Source organism: Lactobacillus porci, from assembly GCF_009695985.1.
Taxonomy (GTDB): domain Bacteria; phylum Bacillota; class Bacilli; order Lactobacillales; family Lactobacillaceae; genus Lactobacillus; species Lactobacillus absianus.
The window spans coordinates 119259-135672 of record NZ_VUMX01000001.1 but is presented as its reverse complement, the minus strand read 5'-3'; the positions used below and the strand labels follow the sequence as shown (position 1 = coordinate 135672).

Below are 16414 nucleotides of genomic sequence, written 5' to 3'. Positions count from 1 at the left end.
ACATGTGACATTTGTCATCCGTCTTTCATTGTCTTTTATTCAACAAATCGGCTAAACTATAAGCGAGTGTTTTAAAGTGAAACACAATTATAAGATAGGAAAGAAAATAGAAAATGGTGAAAAAGCATAATCGAGTTTGGATGAAGCTGCTGAGCTACGCGGCAATTTGGCTGACCGCCGTTGTCTGTGCCTTCTTGCTCGTTTTTTATCATCCTTGGTTCAACCAGCAGCGTCTCATCGGAACCACCTACATGACCATGAACAACAACTTTTACGTGGTCTTGAACGAGCAAATTGCCAACGCCGTCAACCGCCAAGGCGACCAGCTCCTGACGCGGGACCCGGCCCTCAAAATCTCCAAGCAGGTTGACCAGATCAATGATTTCATCAGACAAGGCGTGGCGGTCATCGTGATTGCCCCCGTTAACGGCAACTCGGTCAAGATCCATCATGCCCTCCAGCGGGCCCACCAGCGCGGGATCAAGATCATCGACGTCGATACGGAACTCAAGTGGAAGAGCGATGCTGACTGCATTACCACGTCCAACAACTACAAAGCGGGAGTCCTGGAAGCCAAGTACATGATGGCCCGCCAGAAGACGGCCAGGATTCTCTTGCTTGAGCAGTCGACGGCCTTCTCCGCGATTCAAAGAATCGATGGCTTTACTGATACCGTTCGGGCCTCAAAGAAGCACGGCAAGTACCAGATTGTTGGCAAGCTGGAAACTTATGGGCAATCGGAAATCACCCTGCCCAAAGTTGAAAAGTTCATCGACCAGGGGACGAAATTCGACACGGTCATGGCCTTAAACGACCAAGCCGCCGTTGGTGCCCTTTCCGCGATTGACGCCAAGAAAATCAAGCGCCAAATCTCCGTCTACAGCGTTGACGGTGCCCCCAACATGAAAGGCTTGATCGGCAAGAACGTCAACGCCGTCGCCACCTCGGCCCAGTCGCCTGTGGCCATTGGTACCTTGACGGGAAAGACGATCTACAAGCTGCTGAATGGAGAAAAGGTTGACAAGTGGCTGGTCACCCCGGTCAAGCTCATCGACCGCTACAATATTACAAACTATAGTAGAACGGGGTGGCAATAATGAACGTGAAACTTAAGCGGCTGCTCTTGCTCCGCCGGGTCATGCTCTGGCTCAACGCCTGGATCGTCCTCTTTGACTCATCCCTCTTCTACTCAGCTTCCAACCTGATCGTGCTTCAAAAGAACAGCTACCAATTCCTGCTCCAGCTCAACCGCCTGCCGCTGGCCCCAGCCCGGATCTTCTGGTCAGCCAACCTCTTGATGCTGGCCTTGATTCTCCTGATGACCTACCGCCATCATGCCTCGCATTCAACGGGGATGGCCGTCTACTTCTTCACCGGTGAAACCATCTTGGCCGCCTTGATCTATCTCAGCCTGCAGATGACCTATAACGGGATCTTCTTGCTGATCTTGATCGATTATTTCCTTTATAGCCGCAACATGGACCACATCCACCACCTGCCTTTCTGGGCAGCGATTGCCGCGGTCTTCTTGCTCTTGTACTCAATCTCCTCATTCTCAATCATGGGCGACTACTTCAAGATGCCAAGCCTAGCGACCTATATCAGATTCCTGCCCTTTAAGTTCCGGTCATTTTTGACCTTGATTCAGAATTTCCAAGTGACCTTAAACCTGCTCTTATTCATCAGCATCATCGTCTTCTACGGGATGTACCTGCTGGCAGAAGAGCGCGATATTCAAGAGGCATTGGAGAAGGCCGACCGGGCCAACAAAGAGCTGCAAAACTATGCCGCCCTGTCGGAAAAGATTGCCCAAAACCGGGAAAGAAAGCGGATCGCCCGCGACATTCACGACACGGTCGGCCATACCCTGACTGGGATCGCGGCCGGCGTCGATGCCGCCAAGGTCTTGATCGACATCAATCCGCAAGCGGCCAAGACCCAGCTGGACAAGATCTCGCAAGCCGTCAAGAGCGGGATCAAGGGAGTCCGCAAGACCCTGAACCAGATGCGGCCAGGCGCCTTGTCCAATTACACCCTGGAAACGTCTTTGCGCAAGATGCTGGAAGAATACAGCGATATTTCGCGGCTGAAGATCCAGTTCAACTATCAGTGGCAGAACCCTGACTTTGAGAAGACGACCGAGAACGTCATCTTCCACATCATTGAAGAATCTATCACCAATTCTTTGCGTCACGGGCATGCCAGTGCGGTCATGATCGACTGCTTGGAAAATGAGCATGTCTACCTGTTGCAAATTCAAGACAACGGAACCGGGGCCAAGAATTTCAAGCCGGGTTTCGGAATCACGCAAATGCGCGAGCGCGTCGCGATTATCAATGGTCAAATGACGATTGACAGCGAAAATGGGTTTAAAATAGTTGTTGAAATTCCCAAAGAGAAAGAAAAGCTAAATTAATTGTCGATTTTGTAGATATAGAAAGTTGAGGCTGCAAACATGATTAAAGTTTTAATTGCCGATGACCAGGCTTTGATCCGCGACTCCATCAAGATTATCCTGGAGGCAGCGGGCAAATTTGAAGTTACTGACACAGTCGGCAATGGGAAGGAAGTCCTGGAATCAATCGAGCACAACCAGCCCGATGTGATTCTGATGGATATCCGCATGCCGGAAATGGATGGCACCGTCTGCACCAAATACGTCAAGCAGCGCCACCCGGAAATCAAAGTCATCATCCTGACGACTTTTGACGATGACGACTTTATCTTCAGTGCCTTGAAGTACGGGGCTTCCGGCTACCTGCTCAAGGGGGTTGAGCCCAAGGAGCTCTACAGCGCGATTGAAACGGTCTACCATGGCGGCGCCATGATCAACCCCAACATTGCCCAGAAGGTCTTCACCCTCTTCTCCAAAATGGCGCAATCCAACTATGCCATCCAGGTTAACGACAAGGATGCCCACGACTTCAGCAAGCACGAGTGGCAAGTCATCCAGCAGGTTGGCCTGGGCTTGTCCAACAAGGAAATTGCCGCCAAGCTCTACCTGAGCGAGGGGACCGTCAGAAACTATATTTCAAAGATTTTGGACAAATTGAACCTGCGCGACCGGACCCAGCTGGCCATCTGGGCCGTGCAGACCGGCGTAACGAGTGAGAATATTCCAGATGACGACCAGAAATAAGTACTACCTCATTTTCTTCATTGCAATCATCGCCGCCTCCCTGGCTACTGGCGTCTTTAGTCACTACCACCAGCAAAAGCAGGTCCTGACCCTGGGCGTCTATACCGGCAGCAGCTGGGACGTGCCCAATGGCAAGCCCTATCAGATGATTGATTATGCGATCAAAGAGTTTGAAAAGAAGCATCCGAACGTCGAGGTCAAATATGAGACTGGGGTGACCAAGAACGACTACCTAAACTGGCTCAGTGGCAAAATCGTTTCCGGGAAAATGCCTGACCTAGTCCTGGTTCCCGACTCGGCCTTCTCCACCCTAGCCAGCGAAGGGGCCTTCATGGACCTGAACCCCTTCTTGATCAGAGACGACATCCAGCTTTCCGACTATTACCCAAGCCTGGTCAAAGCCACCCAGTATTATGGCAAGCAAGTTGCCCTGCCCTATGAGGCCAACCCTGAGCTGCTCTTGTACAACAAGAGCCTCCTGGCTAAGAAAGGCCTGCCAACCTCTTGGAAGCAGCTGACGCCTGACGAGTTTGGCTACTTGTGCAGCAAGATTTCCTCAAGCAAGGAGCATACTTTCGGAACTACCGCCGACTATGACTGGTATCAGGCCGCTTTGTCCTATGGCGCCCAGATCTTGAGCGATGGCGGCAATGAGGTCAACTTAAACACGCCGAAGTTTTTGAAGGCTTTGAAACTGATGCAGCAAATCGACAATGCCTCGCAGAACACCAACGTCACCAATGACATGTTTGACCGGGGAAAAGTAGCCTTTGAGCCGATGACGCTGGCCCAGTACCGGACCTATACTTCCTACCCCTACCACGTCACCCGCTCTTTCAATTTCAAGGTCAATTGCCGACAAATGCCCGCCGAAAAAGGCGTCAACAGCACCATCATCGAAAACACCAGCTGGGCGATTTCTAGTGCAAGCCACCACAGCGTGCTGGCCTGGGAATTCTTGAAATTGGTCTGCTGCAATCCCAAGATGCAGCAACGGGTGATGACCTACTCCAGCGCCAGCGCGGTCTTGAAGCAGGTCGTCAGAAGCGCTGCCACCAACAAGATTCTTCACCAGTACTCTTCCGACCAACAGACCCTGACCAACAAGAAGCTGGACCAGATTCTGGCCAGCGGCCACACGCATCCCCGGATTCGCAACTACAGCCAGCTCTATTCCGGGCTTGACTACATGCTTACCGAGGCCCTGGCGCATGGCGACAGCGATGCTGAGCTCGATGAGATTCAGTCCGCGGTCAACAACCTCTTGAAATAGGATCAATCAATAAGCCAAGCAGTCTCCTGAACAAAAAAGAGTTCTTTCTCGAAACGGAAAGAACTCTTTTTTAGATTAGGCCCGCGCCGGAATGTCATAGCGGCTTTCAGCCAAGATCTTGCCCTTCAGGGCTTTTAAGAAGTCATTGTAGTAGTACGGCGCTGACAGATTCAGCTTGTCGCTGAGGGCATAGACGCGCAAGGTGTAGTCATGGTCCTTGTCTGGCGGCGTTGGCCCAATATAGCCCGCGTGCACCGCGGCCGGCGCATTTAACAGCTTGGAGACCGTTGAATTGTAGCCTTGTGGTCCCGCGTAAGTCCGGCTAAAATCTTCCGGAATCTCGCTGGTGACTGGAACGTCGCTCACCACCCAGTGAATCCAGGCAAAGCCGCAGACTGGAATTGAATCGTAGTCAACCAGTGACCAAGCCAGATACTTGGTGCCTTCCGGCAGGCCGCTCAACTCAAATGGAAAAGAGATGACCGCCGAGCCGGCTTCCTTGACCGTTGCCCGCTTGGCATATTTGTCCGGCAAAAAGCCATTTTCAAGATGAAGCTTGATTTCCATATAAAAGCCTTCTTTCTTTAAACTCCCCCCTTATTCTAGCAAAAAAGTCATGGTGAAATCTGATATTAATACAAGGGCTAAATTTTGCTAGACTAAGAGCTGAATGCTAGCTAATCTGTCGTAAACTATTTTAATTTTGAGGAAAAATGTCTAAATATCGAATTCAATCAATATTATTTGTTTTCATCGCCTTCATGCTTGGCTGCAACGAATACATGATCGTCGGCGTCCTGCCCGACATTTCCCGGGAAATAGGCGCCTCACTCTCCAGTTTGGGCTATCTGGTGACCGTCTTTGCCCTGGTCTATGCCCTATCCACACCCCTGGTCACCTCGCTGACCCGCTATCTGAAGCGCCACCAGCTGCTCTACCTCTTGCTGGTCATTTTCTTGCTTGGCAACACCTGGACAGCCCTGTCAACCAGCTACCTGTCCCTGCTCTTGTCCAGAATCATGTCGGCCACGACTGCTGGAGCAATTATTTCCCTGGTTCTGGTCATTGCCAACTTCGTGGCGCCGCTGGACAAGCGGGCTTCACTCCTGTCCTGGATCTTCGCGGGCTTTTCGATTGCCTCAATCATCGGTCTGCCAATCGGCACCTTGATCTCTACGACCTGGTCCTGGCATGCCAGCTTCTGGCTGATCTCAGTTCTGACGGTTGTCGTCTTGATCCTGGTCTGCTTGTACGTGCCGAAAGATACACCCCAAGCCGCGCCCCAGAAAGGCCAAAAGCAGCTGGCCATCTTCAAGGACCCCAACATCCGCTTGGTCATCTGCTTCGTCATTCTGACCTGTGCCGCCCAGTATACCTACTACACCTACATTCGCTCACTTATTACCGATTACATGCATTTGCCGGCCAGCTTGCTCAACCTGCTCCTGCTGCTGCTAGGCGTGGCCTTCATCATTGGCAACAAGAGCGGAGGCTTATTAGCTGACCACGGCGGCCTGCGGCAGCTGCCAATGGTTTACTTGCTCCAAACCCTCCTGCTCTTGCTGGTCAACCCCCTCTTCAAGTCTGCCTGGCTGGCCTTCGCGGCTGTCTTCCTGGTCTGTGTCTGCAACGCCAGTTATGGCGCCGCCCTGCAAGTCTACTTCCTGGATACCGCGGCCAAGAACTACCCGCAGTCCATGGACCTGGCTTCCAGCTTCAACTCGATTTTCGCCAATGTCGGCATTTCCTTGGGCTCCTTCACCGCTGCCCGGGTAGCCGGCCTGACTTCAATTGGCCAGACCACTTATTTTGGAGCAGTCTTCTCCTTTCTCGCCACCTGCTTGATCTGGCTGGCGGCCAGACGGCTTCGCGCCAAAGAAGCACATGAATGAACTAAGCCCGTTCGCTTGCAGTGAACGGGCTTTTGCTTAGTCAAACAAGGTCTTCCAGTTGGGATCGCGGTAAGCGGCAAAGCACATCTTGATCTGCGCGGTTGAATTCTTGTTCTCCGCCACGTTTGGCAGCTCATCCTCTCCAAACCAGCCAGACTGGACGGTTTCGATATTCGCCGCAAACTCTCCGCCAAGGGGCCGGCACAGGTAGTAGATATCGGTAATCCCGTAGGGGTGAATTGAACCGTGGTGCTTAAAGTGGTCCTGGACGGCAATCACGCTCATGACCTCAATGTCCAGACCCGACTCCTCTTTGGCCTCCTTGACCGCGTTGTCAGCCGGAGACTGATCCACGTCACACCAACCGCCTGGCAGGGACCAGTGCCCCTCCTTCTCCTGCACCATCAGGATCTTGCCATCCTTGAAGATCGCTGCCCTGGTGGCAATTTTCGGCGTTTGGTAGCCAATTTCATTGCAAAAGAGCCCCTTAACCTGGTCATAGTCAAGCCCGCTCTTTTCCGCCAGCATCTCAGCCGCGATCTCCCGAACCCGCTGATAGCGCTCAGTATCGAAAACGTCTTTGGAATAAGCCTGGCCGGTTTGGCCAATGGCCTGCAGCTCCATTGCCCAATCGATCACCTGGTCTCCCTTCTTCATCAAAAATTCCTCCTTTTTTCCACAAATAGCTAGCTTAATCCAATTCTAGCACGCGGGAGAGACTTTTGCCTGTGGACAAAAGAAGAGCCCACAGGCATCAAAGTTGATGACTGTGAGCTTCAGCTTTAGCAAATGTAATGTTAGGTGTGTGCAGATTAGATCGAAAAGTTGTTTACGCGATAGGCTGTGTCCTCCTGTATCTATAACATAAATAACAATCGACCGTTTCCTGCCAAGCAATGCTGCTTCCTACGGCCATTTCTTGGCAAGGAGCGATCATTCTTAGGAGCTGTTTAAGCTTCTAATTTACGATTAATTGTATTTTAATATTACTGAATATGCAAGCCATATCAGAAATATTTTTAATTTTAGTATTTGACCTGTCTTAGTTAACAAAATGAGGGACAACTGGAAACAACAATTAAGCCGCGAAGCTTTCGCCTGATTTTTCAGCTCAGGCCAGCACAATTGGCGTAAACTAGATAGTGAATCACTTTATTAGGAAAGGGAAACGCCTTTTATGTACTTCATTATTGCCAATCCAGCAGCGCAATCAGGCCAGCAGGACAACCGCCTGCTCAAGCAACTGGAAGCCGCCCTTAGTGAACGGCAGCAACCTTATTTCACCTGCTTCACCGCCCGCCCCGACTACGTCAAGAAATTCATAAAAAGCATGGATCGCGGCGGTGAAATCAACCTGGTGGCCTTGGGCGGGGATGGAACCATCAACAACGTCATCAACGCGATTGAGGATTTCAGCCGCGTCAACTTTGCCTTTCTGCCCATCGGATCCAGCAATGACCTGGCCAGAGGATTGGGCATCAAAGATATCCACAAGGACAAGACACAAGCTGAAAACATCAAGAAAATTGCCGCCGGCAAGGTTGTCAGGCGGATCGATCTCGGGCTATTGACCGATGAGCGCACTGGGCTCAGCCGCCGCTTCGCGGTCTCATGTGGCCTGGGCTTTGACGCGGCGGTCTGCCACGAGGTAAATGAATCCAAGTTCAAGAACTTCTTCAATGCCTTCAACCAAGGCAAGCTGACCTATGGTGCAATTGCCCTGCGCGAGCTCGCAACGATCCCCAAGACCCAGGCCATGATCTTCTTGGATGGTCAACAAGCGATTCACATCAACCGCCTGATCTTCGCGGCTTGCATGAATACGCCCTATGAAGGCGGCGGCTTCAAATTTGCGCCAGACGCGTCAGCGGAAAATGGCGTCTTGAACCTGGCGGCAATTGGCGATCTAAGTCTGGCACAGATCCTGCCCAAGTTTCCGGCCGCCTACCTGGGCAAATACTACCATTTCAAGGGCGTTCACCACAGTCCTTTCACAAAGATCCAAATCAAGCTGGACCATCCCCTGTGGATGCACACCGATGGTGAAGTCGCCCGCAAGAGCAGCGCGGTCAGCGTGAAATGCCTGCCGCGGGTGCTTAAAATGCTTATTTAGAAAAGGAATACTTTTTTGGAAACAGGAGAAAGACAATGGCACTAATCGAACTCAAACAAGTTGCCTATCAGACAGACAAGCAAACTATCTTGCAAGATGTTTCCTTTGCGCTTGAAGCTGGAGACTACGTTACTTTAACCGGCCCTTCCGGCAGCGGCAAAAGCACGACTTTAAAACTGATCGCGGGCTTAATCTCGCCAACCAGCGGGCAGATTCTCTATAAGGGGCGGAATTTGGCGGATTTGGACCTGGTCCCTTACCGGCGTCAGGTTTCTTACTGCTTCCAGCAGCCCACCCTTTTCGATGAAACGGTCAAGGACAATCTAGCCTTTCCTTTCGCGATCAGGAAGCAACCCTTTGACGAAGAACGGGCCAAAGCAGCGCTGGAGCGCGTTGACTTGTCAGCTGATTACTTAGACAAGAAGATTACTGCCCTGTCTGGCGGTGAAAAGCAGCGCGTCGCCTTAATCCGCAACCTGCTCTTTCGCCCTGAGGTTCTGCTTTTGGACGAAGTTACGACTGGCCTTGATGAGACCAGCAAGGAGATCGTCCACCAACTGATCGCCCAAATTCAGCAAGAAGGCAGCACGATTCTGCAAGTGACCCACGACCAAGAAGAACTAGCCGCTTCCCACAAGCTGCTGCAAATGGAAAAAGGAGGAATTTTAAAATGAAAGCCATGGCGGTAAGCAATTTATCACTCTTCTTGTCCTTTGCCTTAGTTTTAGTTTCCGTGGCAATTTCCTGGAAAGAGCGGCTGGGCTTGACCAAGGACATCTTTTACAGCGTGGCCAGAGCCGTAATTCAGCTGATTATCGTCGGCTACGTCTTAAAGTTCATCATGCACGTCAACAACGCGCTGCTGACCTTCTTGATGACCCTGTTCATCATCTTCAACGCCGCTTGGAACGCCAACAAACGCGACCCTAATCCCAACCGCCAATTCTGGCAGTCGATTGTCGCCTTGATCGTTGGTACTTACGTCACCTTGGGCGTCCTGCTCTTGACGAAAACGGTCAAGCTCAAGCCCATGCAGATTATTCCAATTACGGGGATGATTGCCGGCAATGAGATGGTGGCGATGGGGCTGTGCTATAAGGCCCTGGCCACTGGCTTTCACGATCAGCGCCAACAAGTATTGGAAAAGCTGGCTTTAGGAGCTGACGTAAAGCAGGCCAGCATGAGCATTTTGCGACGCAGCATCAAAACGGCCATGCAGCCAACGATTGATTCCGCCAAAACGGTCGGACTGGTTAGTCTGCCCGGCATGATGTCGGGCCTGATTTTCGCTGGGGTTGATCCCGTCTACGCGATCAAATACCAAATCATGGTGACCTTCATGTTGCTGTCAGCTACCGGACTTGGAGCCGTAATTGCCGGGTATCTGGCCTACCGCAACTACTTCAACCGGCAAAGCCAGCTGCGCGAGAATTAATACTCAGGTAAGCTTAGCAGTCAGGTGATTTACCTGCCATCCAAATTTTTGAATATCTGGTCATTAAAAATGCCCTGCAATCGTTAAACGTCTATGCTTAACAATTACAGGGCATTTTAATCTTTTGCAAAAGTTTCTAGACTGAACCTATTTTTTGGAAAAAGTTGAAGACATTTGGCAACTTTTTCCGTTATATTCAGTAGCAGGAGGAGGCGAAAGGAAATTAACGATCAAGAAAACCTGGCACGGCTTTTAAAGCTTTACCAAAAACTGGTATTTTCTCTTTGCTTAAAAATCACGCATGACTACTTTGCGGCTGACGGTCTGACCCAGGAAACCTTTTTAACTGCCTATCAAAAATGGAGTCAATTTGACGGGCAAAACGAAAAGGCCTGGCTCTGCCGGATCGCCAGCAATAAGGCAATTGACTATCTCAGAAAGCAAAAGCCTGCTGCGGATCTTGACCAAGTGGCTGAGCCAGCAGACAGGCAAACGCCCCTAGACCAGGTCTTGAACCAGGAGCTAATGGAGGAGCTCCAGGAGGCGGTTAAAAAGTTGCCAGACTCGCTTAAAGGCGATGCTGAGCTCTACTTTTTAATGGGGAAAAAGACCAAGGAAATTGCCAAAGAGCTTGAAAAACCGCTTAAAACCGTCCAGACTCATATTTACCGGGCAAGAGAACTATTAAAAAATCAGCTGGAAAGGAGGCAGCCCTGATGAAAGAGAGTCAACTAGAAAAAAAGGAAGAGAAAGATAATGAAAAACAAGCAGAATTCGCCTATCTGACTGATAGTGAATTGGCCGAGTTGATTAACGCAGCCGAAAGGGATTTAGTCGCGCCGCCCCCTGACCTGGCTGACCAGGTCCTGGCCCAAACTAAAGAAATCGAAACTGAAAAGATAAAAGAAAAAACAGCCAAGAAGACCATCAGCTTAGCCCGCTATCAGCGGATCAAAGTCCAGGTCATCGCCGCCTGTGCGGCCGCCTGCCTCTTGCTCTTAGCTGGGCAGCTCCTGCCAAAGAACTGGCAAAATAGCCTTGAATTTTTGGAATCAGACAAGATCTCGCAGATTGCCAAGCAAAATCAGTTCACTAAAAAGCTGAACAGCACCCGCATCGATCTGCCAGATGAAAAAGTAAAAGCAGAAAGAAGTAAGTAACAATGCACTTTAGTCACCGTAAAAAAAACGAAGTTTTAGAATTTTTCACCTCATTCATCCCCGGAGCCACTGAGATGTACATGGGCTTCATGAAGAGCGGCTTCAGCTTAATGCTGGTCTTCTTCACGGTCTTGATCATCCCAACCTTGATCAGCCTGCCCACCCTCTTCATGATCTTTGCCCTCTTGGTTTGGTTCTTTTCCTTCTTCCACGCCCGCAACCTGATTTCCTGCCCTGACGAGGAATTTGACAAGCAAGAAGACAAGTTCATCTGGGAAGAGCTTTTCCCAACCCTGACTCTCAACAAGCACGTCTTGACCTGGAGCGGGGCCTTCTTCATCCTGATGGGCCTTGACGCCATCCTTAATTCTGCTGGCGAAGACGGCTACTTTGGGGACTACTACAACGACACCGCCACCAACATTTTGGGTGCCATCATGGTCATCATCCTCGGCGTCTACTTGATCCGTCAAGCGAAAAAGCACGTCAAAAAATAATCAAGAAAACAAAATACGTTATAATAAATACATTGGATTAATTTCGCGTGAGGTTAAGAAGATGTATTTTATTATTGCCAATCCGGGCAAAACGACAACCTCATTATTAAAAAGCTGGAAACAGCCTTAGAAGCAGCCCACAAGCCCTACTTTACCTGTTTTTCGGCTAGGCCCGGCTGTATCCGCAACTTCATCAAGTAATTTGAGCAAAAAGAAGAAGTCACCCTGGTTGCCGCTGGCGGAGATGGCACCATCAGCGGCGTGGTCAACGCAATTGAGGATTTTAGTAAAGTAAAATTCGCCTTCTTACCGATTGGGTCCATACCGATGGCGAGGTAACACGGAAGAACCAGACGGTAACGATTAGCTGTCTCCCCCACTGCTTAAATTTGATCATGTAAAAAGACTATTCCCCAGGAAATAGTCTTTTTTCTTGCTATTCAATTTTTTGCAACAAAAAAAGCACATTCCTTGCGGAACATGCTTTTCGAAGGCAAAACGCAATCGAAAGATTAACGCTTTGAGAATTGTGAAGCCTTGCGGGCCTTCTTCAGACCTGGCTTCTTTCTTTCCTTCATTCTTGGGTCACGAGTCAAGAAGCCAGCCTTCTTCAGTGGGCCACGGAAGTCTGGGTCTACTTCGAGAAGGGCACGTGCGATACCATGACGGATCGCGCCGGCTTGACCTGAGAAACCACCACCGTTAACGTTAACGATAACGTCGTATTGGCCTTCAGTTTCAGTCAGAGTCAAAGGTTGCTTAAGGTCCTTAACCAAGATTGGCAATGGAATGTAGTCAGCAACGTCCTTGTTGTTAACAGTGATCTTACCATCACCTGGTACTAAACGAACGCGAGCTACGGCGTCCTTACGACGACCAGTGCCTGCATATGCAGCTTGTTGTGCCATTTAAACTACCTCCTAGATTAAATCGTTAATGTCTAACTTTTCAGGCTTTTGTGCTTCGTGCTTGTGGTCTTCACCAGCGTATACGTGAAGCTTCAAGAATTCTTGGTGGCCAAGAGTGTTCTTTGGAAGCATGCCCTTAACTGACATTTCAACCAACTTAACAGGGTTGTTTGCAAGCAATTCGCCTGCTGACACAGCCTTCAGACCGCCACGCCATTCTGAGTGGTGGTAGTAGATCTTGTCAGTAGCCTTCTTACCGGTAAGCTTCAGCTTTGAAGCGTTAACGATGATGACGTTGTCACCAGTGTCAACGTTTGGGGTAAATTGAGCCTTGTTCTTACCTCTAAGAATGGTTGCTACGGCACTTGAAAGACGGCCCAATGCAACATCAGTAGCGTCGATCAGATACCACTTACGTTCAATTTCACTAGTTTTTGCTAATGGTGTAGTACGCAATTTAAATTCCTCCGTTTATTCGCAGTTTGAATACAATAAGATTACGGGGCCTATCGTGGACAAACATACTCTTATATCATATGACCTAAATATTGAAATGTCAATTAAAAATCAAGGTCCAGCCGATATTTTCTTGGAACCTCGTCATAAAAGACATGGTATAGGTACAGGCCGCTGGCCTGCGCGGTTTGTTGGACTTCCAACCGGTTCTTGGCCGCAATCACCCGTACCAGGTCATGTACAGGCCGGCGGCCGTTGCCGATTTCCAGCAGGGCTGCCACCAAGATGCGTACCATATTATACAGGAATCCGGTCGCGATGAAATCAAAAATTATCTCATTTTCTTTTTCGTCGTATTGGACATTCACGTAGTACATGTCCCTGACCTTGTCCTCGATCTGCCCGCCACTGGCCGCGAAACTGGTAAAGTCATGCCGTCCCAGCAGGTCCTTGGCTGCTTCCTGCATCCGCTGCAAGTCTACTTTGTAAGGGTAATGGCCTGTGTAAAAGCGCTTGAAGGGATTGACAAACCGGTCCAGCGACACCCGGTAGCGGTACCACTTGCCCTTCACCGAGAAGCGGGCATGGAAGTCCTGGTCCACAATCTGGCACTCAGTGAAAACCATGTCCATTGGCAATTGGGAGTTCAGCGCCTTGATCATGTTCTGCGGGGGAATTTTATTTCCCGGGTAATCAAAGTGAATTACCTGCCCGACCGAATGGACTCCGGCATCGGTTCTGCCCGATCCATAGACCGTAACCTCTTTGCCCTTGGTCATCCGTTTGAGAATTTCTTCAACCGTCCCTTGAATCGTCCGCTGATTGGGTTGGGACTGGAAGCCATGAAAAAGGTGACCGTCGTAGGTCAATTTCAGCTTATACCTGGTCGTCTGCACTTGTTCTTGCTTGTTCTTGCTATCTTTATTCGAACTATTCGTCATCAGTGGATTCTCACAATCACCATTAAGGCCGTCAAAATTACACAATATGCCAAAGGCACCAAGTCTGCCTTGGACCACTTCAGAACCCGGTAGCGGCTTCTGCCTTCGCTGCCCTTATAGCCGCGCGACTCCATCGCCGTAGACAGATCCAGAGCTACTTCCAGAGAATCGATGAACAGCGGCACCAGCATTGGAACGACCGACTTAGCCCTTTGCACCAAATTGCCGTCGTTAAAGTCGGCTCCCCGCGATCTCTGGGCATTCATGATCTTCATGGTCTGGTCAAACAAAGTTGGCACAAATCTCAAGGCAATCGAGATCACCAAGCTGATCATGCCCACGTTGACCTTAAACAGCTTGAGCGGGGTCATGATCCACTCCATCGCGTCCGCGATTTCCAGCGGCTTGGTCGTGACCGTCATCACCGTTGAAACGACAATGATCAAGGTAAAGCGGATAAAGACATACAGGCCGTTGATCAAGCCTTCGCTTGAGATCGCAAAGACCCACCAATGCCAGTAGATCTTGTCGCCAGCCATGAAAAAGGTCTGCAAAAGCGAGGTAAAGATGATCAGCCAGATCATTGGCTTGACCCCATCCCAGAAGACCTTGGGCTTCAAGCCCGTGGCGACAACCGTCATCAGACCAAAGACCGTGATGACCAGATAGCTTTGCCAGTTATTGGCCAAAAAGATCATCAAGATGAAGTAAAAAGTCACCAGCATCTTGGCCCGGGGATCAACCTTGTACATGAAGCTGGTCCCTGGCAGGTAGCGGCCGATAATTATCTTGCTCATTCTGCCGCCTCCTTCACCCGCTGGGCAATCGCATCCGCCAATTCTGTCATCGTCAAGGGGTTGCCCGCCAATTTGCAGCCAGAAGCCGCCAATTTGGCTGCAAAACGGCTTGGGTGCGGTTCATCAAGGTGATGGTGCTTAAGCCAATCGCGGTCCATAAAAACGGCCTGTGGGGCGTCATGGGCAATCAGTTTGCCGTGCTCCATCACCAGCACGTCATCGGCGTAATCAGCCACGTCATCCATGTTGTGGGTGACCAAAATTACGGTATGCCCCTGCCTTTGGTAGTCCTTAAACAGCCGCATCATTTCAATGCGGCCCTTGGGATCCAGGCCAGCCGCGGGCTCATCCAGACATATGATGTCAGGCTCATAGGCCATGACGCCCGCAATCGCGACCCGGCGCATCTGCCCACCCGAAAGGTCAAATGGCGACTTCTCGGCCACATCTTCAGGCAGTCCGACTTGCTTGAGCCACTTTCTAGCCACCCGCTCAGCTTCTTCAGCTGAAAAACCGAAATTCTTAGGCCCAAATTCAACATCCCTCAACACGGTGTTCTCAAACAGCTGGGCTTCTGGAAACTGAAAGACCAGGCTGACCTTGCGGCGCAACTCCTTCAGCCCCTTGTTGCCAGTCTCTGGCGTAATCTCATAGCCAGCAATCGAAATTTTCCCATTGCTGGGCTTGAGCAGAGCGTTAAAGTGCTGCATTAAGGTGGACTTTCCGCTCCCGGTATGGCCGATCAAGGCAATAAAATCACCTTCACGCAAGGTGAAGTTCACATCGTCCAGCCCCAGAGACTCCAAAGGCGAGCCGGGGTTGTAGACATAGCTTACATTTTCGAATTTAATTGACATATTTCTTGAACCAACTCGTCTTCTTTGTCCGCGTCCCGCGGCAGGTCAATTCCCCGCTCATGCAGGAGCTGCTTTAACCTAAAAGTGAACGGAATATCCAGGCCAATCCGCTCCAAGAGGTCAACCTGGGCAAAAATATGCTCTGGCGTCCCCTGGTCAATCAGCTTGCCGTCATCCATGACCAGGACTTGGTCAGCTAAAGAGGCCTCATCGATATCATGGGTAATGGAAATCACCGTCAAATCGTTTTCGTCCTTGATCCGCTTGACCAAATCCAAGATCTGCTGCTTGCCTTCCGGGTCCAGCATGGAGGTCGCTTCATCCAAAATAATAACCTTGGGCTTAATGGCTAAGATGCCAGCGATCGCTACGCGCTGTTTCTGCCCCCCTGAGAGGTTGCTGGGCTCTGCTCCGGCATAATCAGCCATGCCAACGTCAGAAACCGCCTGAGCGACGATTTTGACCATTTCTGACCGGGGCGTTGCCCGGTTTTCCAAGCCAAAGGCCACGTCATCAGCCACGGTCGCCCCGACAAACTGGTTGTCAGGGTTCTGAAAGACGATCCCAACCTGTTCGCGCACGTCCCAGACCGTTTCCTGGGCCAGTTTGATCCCGTTAACGACAATCTTGGACCGGTCCATGTCGTCTGGTGCCAAAAGCCCGTTGATCAATTTCGACACCGTGGACTTGCCTGAGCCATTGTGGCCAATTAAAGCCGTCCAGGCCCCCTTCTTGATCGCAAAGCTGAGATCATCGACAGCCGGGCGCGGCGCGTCTGGATAGGTAAAAGTTACGTGTTCAAAAGCAATAATGTTGTCTTTCTCTGCACTCATGATGTCACCACCTGTATTTATAACGTTTACCCTCCATTGTATAAAAAAAGCAAAAAAAAATCATCCATGAAGAGGGATGATATTGAACCATCTAAGCTAGACTAAGGCCGAAG

Annotated in this window: 20 protein-coding genes; 12 read left to right on the top strand and 8 right to left on the bottom strand. The window is 50.4% G+C overall.

Annotation, left to right across the window (positions count from 1 at the left end; all coding sequences use genetic code 11):
• The first annotated feature begins 113 nt into the window (after nt 1–113).
• Genes FYJ62_RS00775 through FYJ62_RS00760 form a run of 4 tightly spaced genes read left to right on the top strand, consistent with a single transcriptional unit; the run spans nt 114 to nt 4412 of the window.
• Nucleotides 114–1097, top strand: coding sequence for a substrate-binding domain-containing protein (locus FYJ62_RS00775; protein WP_154546875.1), 984 nt, complete (start codon nt 114–116; stop codon nt 1095–1097).
• The gene (locus FYJ62_RS00770; RefSeq protein ID WP_154546874.1) at nt 1097–2416 is read left to right on the top strand and encodes a sensor histidine kinase; all 1320 of its coding nucleotides are present in this window, start codon (nt 1097–1099) and stop codon (nt 2414–2416) included. The genes FYJ62_RS00775 and FYJ62_RS00770 overlap by 1 nt, the downstream gene beginning before the upstream one ends.
• Nucleotides 2417–2455: 39 nt before the next feature.
• Entirely contained in the window at nt 2456–3139 is a 684-nt protein-coding gene (locus FYJ62_RS00765; protein ID WP_154546873.1) for a response regulator transcription factor, read from the top strand.
• Complete coding sequence (locus tag FYJ62_RS00760) at nt 3123–4412, top strand: ABC transporter substrate-binding protein (protein WP_154546872.1); 1290 nt, start codon at nt 3123–3125, stop codon at nt 4410–4412. Before FYJ62_RS00765 ends, FYJ62_RS00760 begins: the two co-directional genes overlap by 17 nt.
• Nucleotides 4413–4487: 75 nt before the next feature.
• On the opposite strand, the gene FYJ62_RS00755 is transcribed toward FYJ62_RS00760, so the two are convergent.
• Entirely contained in the window at nt 4488–4979 is a 492-nt protein-coding gene (locus FYJ62_RS00755; RefSeq protein WP_154546871.1) for a YbhB/YbcL family Raf kinase inhibitor-like protein, read from the bottom strand.
• 146 nt (nt 4980–5125) lie between these two features.
• On the opposite strand from FYJ62_RS00755, the gene FYJ62_RS00750 reads away from it, so the two are divergent.
• Complete coding sequence (locus FYJ62_RS00750) at nt 5126–6304, top strand: MFS transporter (protein ID WP_154546870.1); 1179 nt, start codon at nt 5126–5128, stop codon at nt 6302–6304.
• Between the two features lie 36 nt (nt 6305–6340).
• Here the strand turns inward: FYJ62_RS00750 and FYJ62_RS00745 are convergent, their stop codons facing one another.
• A complete protein-coding gene (locus FYJ62_RS00745) occupies nt 6341–6964 on the bottom strand; it encodes an NUDIX hydrolase N-terminal domain-containing protein (protein ID WP_154546869.1) in 624 nt (207 codons plus the stop codon).
• Between the two features lie 517 nt (nt 6965–7481).
• Here FYJ62_RS00745 and FYJ62_RS00740 point away from each other — a divergent pair.
• The 7 genes from FYJ62_RS00740 to FYJ62_RS11035 all read left to right on the top strand — a co-directional run bounded on the left by FYJ62_RS00740 (nt 7482) and on the right by FYJ62_RS11035 (nt 11848).
• Nucleotides 7482–8417, top strand: coding sequence for a diacylglycerol/lipid kinase family protein (locus FYJ62_RS00740; protein ID WP_154546868.1), 936 nt, complete (start codon nt 7482–7484; stop codon nt 8415–8417).
• A gap of 35 nt (nt 8418–8452) precedes the next feature.
• Complete coding sequence (locus tag FYJ62_RS00735; RefSeq protein ID WP_154546867.1) at nt 8453–9091, top strand: ABC transporter ATP-binding protein; 639 nt, start codon at nt 8453–8455, stop codon at nt 9089–9091.
• Nucleotides 9088–9852: an ABC transporter permease gene (locus tag FYJ62_RS00730; RefSeq protein WP_154546866.1), complete on the top strand. Its 765-nt coding sequence runs from the start codon at nt 9088–9090 to the stop codon at nt 9850–9852. The genes FYJ62_RS00735 and FYJ62_RS00730 overlap by 4 nt, the downstream gene beginning before the upstream one ends.
• A 174-nt stretch (nt 9853–10026) precedes the next feature.
• Nucleotides 10027–10569: an RNA polymerase sigma factor gene (locus FYJ62_RS00725; protein ID WP_154546865.1), complete on the top strand. Its 543-nt coding sequence runs from the start codon at nt 10027–10029 to the stop codon at nt 10567–10569.
• A complete protein-coding gene (locus FYJ62_RS00720) occupies nt 10569–11012 on the top strand; it encodes a hypothetical protein (protein WP_154546864.1) in 444 nt (147 codons plus the stop codon). Before FYJ62_RS00725 ends, FYJ62_RS00720 begins: the two co-directional genes overlap by 1 nt.
• Before the next feature lie 2 nt (nt 11013–11014).
• Nucleotides 11015–11509 (top strand): hypothetical protein, encoded by a 495-nt coding sequence (locus FYJ62_RS00715; RefSeq protein WP_154546863.1) that lies wholly within the window; start codon nt 11015–11017, stop codon nt 11507–11509.
• Between the two features lie 261 nt (nt 11510–11770).
• Nucleotides 11771–11848, top strand: a complete 78-nt coding sequence (locus FYJ62_RS11035) for a hypothetical protein (RefSeq protein WP_404538087.1) — start codon at nt 11771–11773, stop codon at nt 11846–11848.
• A gap of 173 nt (nt 11849–12021) precedes the next feature.
• On the opposite strand, the gene rpsI is transcribed toward FYJ62_RS11035, so the two are convergent.
• The 6 genes from rpsI to FYJ62_RS00680 form a co-directional block, all read right to left on the bottom strand.
• Nucleotides 12022–12417: a 30S ribosomal protein S9 gene (gene rpsI / locus FYJ62_RS00705; RefSeq protein WP_154546862.1), complete on the bottom strand. Its 396-nt coding sequence runs from the start codon at nt 12415–12417 to the stop codon at nt 12022–12024.
• 12 nt (nt 12418–12429) lie between these two features.
• Nucleotides 12430–12873 (bottom strand): 50S ribosomal protein L13, encoded by a 444-nt coding sequence (gene rplM / locus FYJ62_RS00700; RefSeq protein ID WP_154546861.1) that lies wholly within the window; start codon nt 12871–12873, stop codon nt 12430–12432.
• A 104-nt stretch (nt 12874–12977) separates the two neighbouring features.
• Nucleotides 12978–13814 (bottom strand): tRNA pseudouridine(38-40) synthase TruA, encoded by an 837-nt coding sequence (truA, locus tag FYJ62_RS00695; RefSeq protein ID WP_154546860.1) that lies wholly within the window; start codon nt 13812–13814, stop codon nt 12978–12980.
• A complete protein-coding gene (locus tag FYJ62_RS00690) occupies nt 13814–14611 on the bottom strand; it encodes an energy-coupling factor transporter transmembrane component T family protein (RefSeq protein ID WP_154546859.1) in 798 nt (265 codons plus the stop codon). The genes truA and FYJ62_RS00690 overlap by 1 nt, the downstream gene beginning before the upstream one ends.
• A complete protein-coding gene (locus FYJ62_RS00685) occupies nt 14608–15468 on the bottom strand; it encodes an energy-coupling factor transporter ATPase (protein ID WP_154546858.1) in 861 nt (286 codons plus the stop codon). The genes FYJ62_RS00690 and FYJ62_RS00685 overlap by 4 nt, the downstream gene beginning before the upstream one ends.
• Nucleotides 15444–16301 carry an energy-coupling factor ABC transporter ATP-binding protein gene (locus tag FYJ62_RS00680; protein ID WP_154546857.1) on the bottom strand — a complete coding sequence of 286 codons (858 nt, stop codon included), beginning with the start codon at nt 16299–16301 and terminating at the stop codon, nt 15444–15446. The genes FYJ62_RS00685 and FYJ62_RS00680 overlap by 25 nt, the downstream gene beginning before the upstream one ends.
• Nucleotides 16302–16414: the final 113 nt, after the last annotated feature.

Bases quoted from the DNA above. Each gene is read 5' to 3' on its own strand.
- FYJ62_RS00775 (WP_154546875.1), top strand. From the start codon at position 114: ATGGTGAAAAAGCATAATCGAGTTTGGATGAAGCTGCTGAGCTACGCG.
- FYJ62_RS00770 (WP_154546874.1), top strand. From the start codon at position 1,097: ATGAACGTGAAACTTAAGCGGCTGCTCTTGCTCCGCCGGGTCATGCTC.
- FYJ62_RS00765 (WP_154546873.1), top strand. From the start codon at position 2,456: ATGATTAAAGTTTTAATTGCCGATGACCAGGCTTTGATCCGCGACTCC.
- FYJ62_RS00760 (WP_154546872.1), top strand. From the start codon at position 3,123: ATGACGACCAGAAATAAGTACTACCTCATTTTCTTCATTGCAATCATC.
- FYJ62_RS00755 (WP_154546871.1), bottom strand. From the start codon at position 4,979: ATGGAAATCAAGCTTCATCTTGAAAATGGCTTTTTGCCGGACAAATAT.
- FYJ62_RS00750 (WP_154546870.1), top strand. From the start codon at position 5,126: ATGTCTAAATATCGAATTCAATCAATATTATTTGTTTTCATCGCCTTC.
- FYJ62_RS00740 (WP_154546868.1), top strand. From the start codon at position 7,482: ATGTACTTCATTATTGCCAATCCAGCAGCGCAATCAGGCCAGCAGGAC.
- FYJ62_RS00735 (WP_154546867.1), top strand. From the start codon at position 8,453: ATGGCACTAATCGAACTCAAACAAGTTGCCTATCAGACAGACAAGCAA.
- FYJ62_RS00730 (WP_154546866.1), top strand. From the start codon at position 9,088: ATGAAAGCCATGGCGGTAAGCAATTTATCACTCTTCTTGTCCTTTGCC.
- FYJ62_RS00720 (WP_154546864.1), top strand. From the start codon at position 10,569: ATGAAAGAGAGTCAACTAGAAAAAAAGGAAGAGAAAGATAATGAAAAA.
- FYJ62_RS00715 (WP_154546863.1), top strand. From the start codon at position 11,015: ATGCACTTTAGTCACCGTAAAAAAAACGAAGTTTTAGAATTTTTCACC.
- rpsI (WP_154546862.1), bottom strand. From the start codon at position 12,417: ATGGCACAACAAGCTGCATATGCAGGCACTGGTCGTCGTAAGGACGCC.
- truA (WP_154546860.1), bottom strand. From the start codon at position 13,814: ATGACGAATAGTTCGAATAAAGATAGCAAGAACAAGCAAGAACAAGTG.
- FYJ62_RS00690 (WP_154546859.1), bottom strand. From the start codon at position 14,611: ATGAGCAAGATAATTATCGGCCGCTACCTGCCAGGGACCAGCTTCATG.
- FYJ62_RS00685 (WP_154546858.1), bottom strand. From the start codon at position 15,468: ATGTCAATTAAATTCGAAAATGTAAGCTATGTCTACAACCCCGGCTCG.
- FYJ62_RS00680 (WP_154546857.1), bottom strand. From the start codon at position 16,301: ATGAGTGCAGAGAAAGACAACATTATTGCTTTTGAACACGTAACTTTT.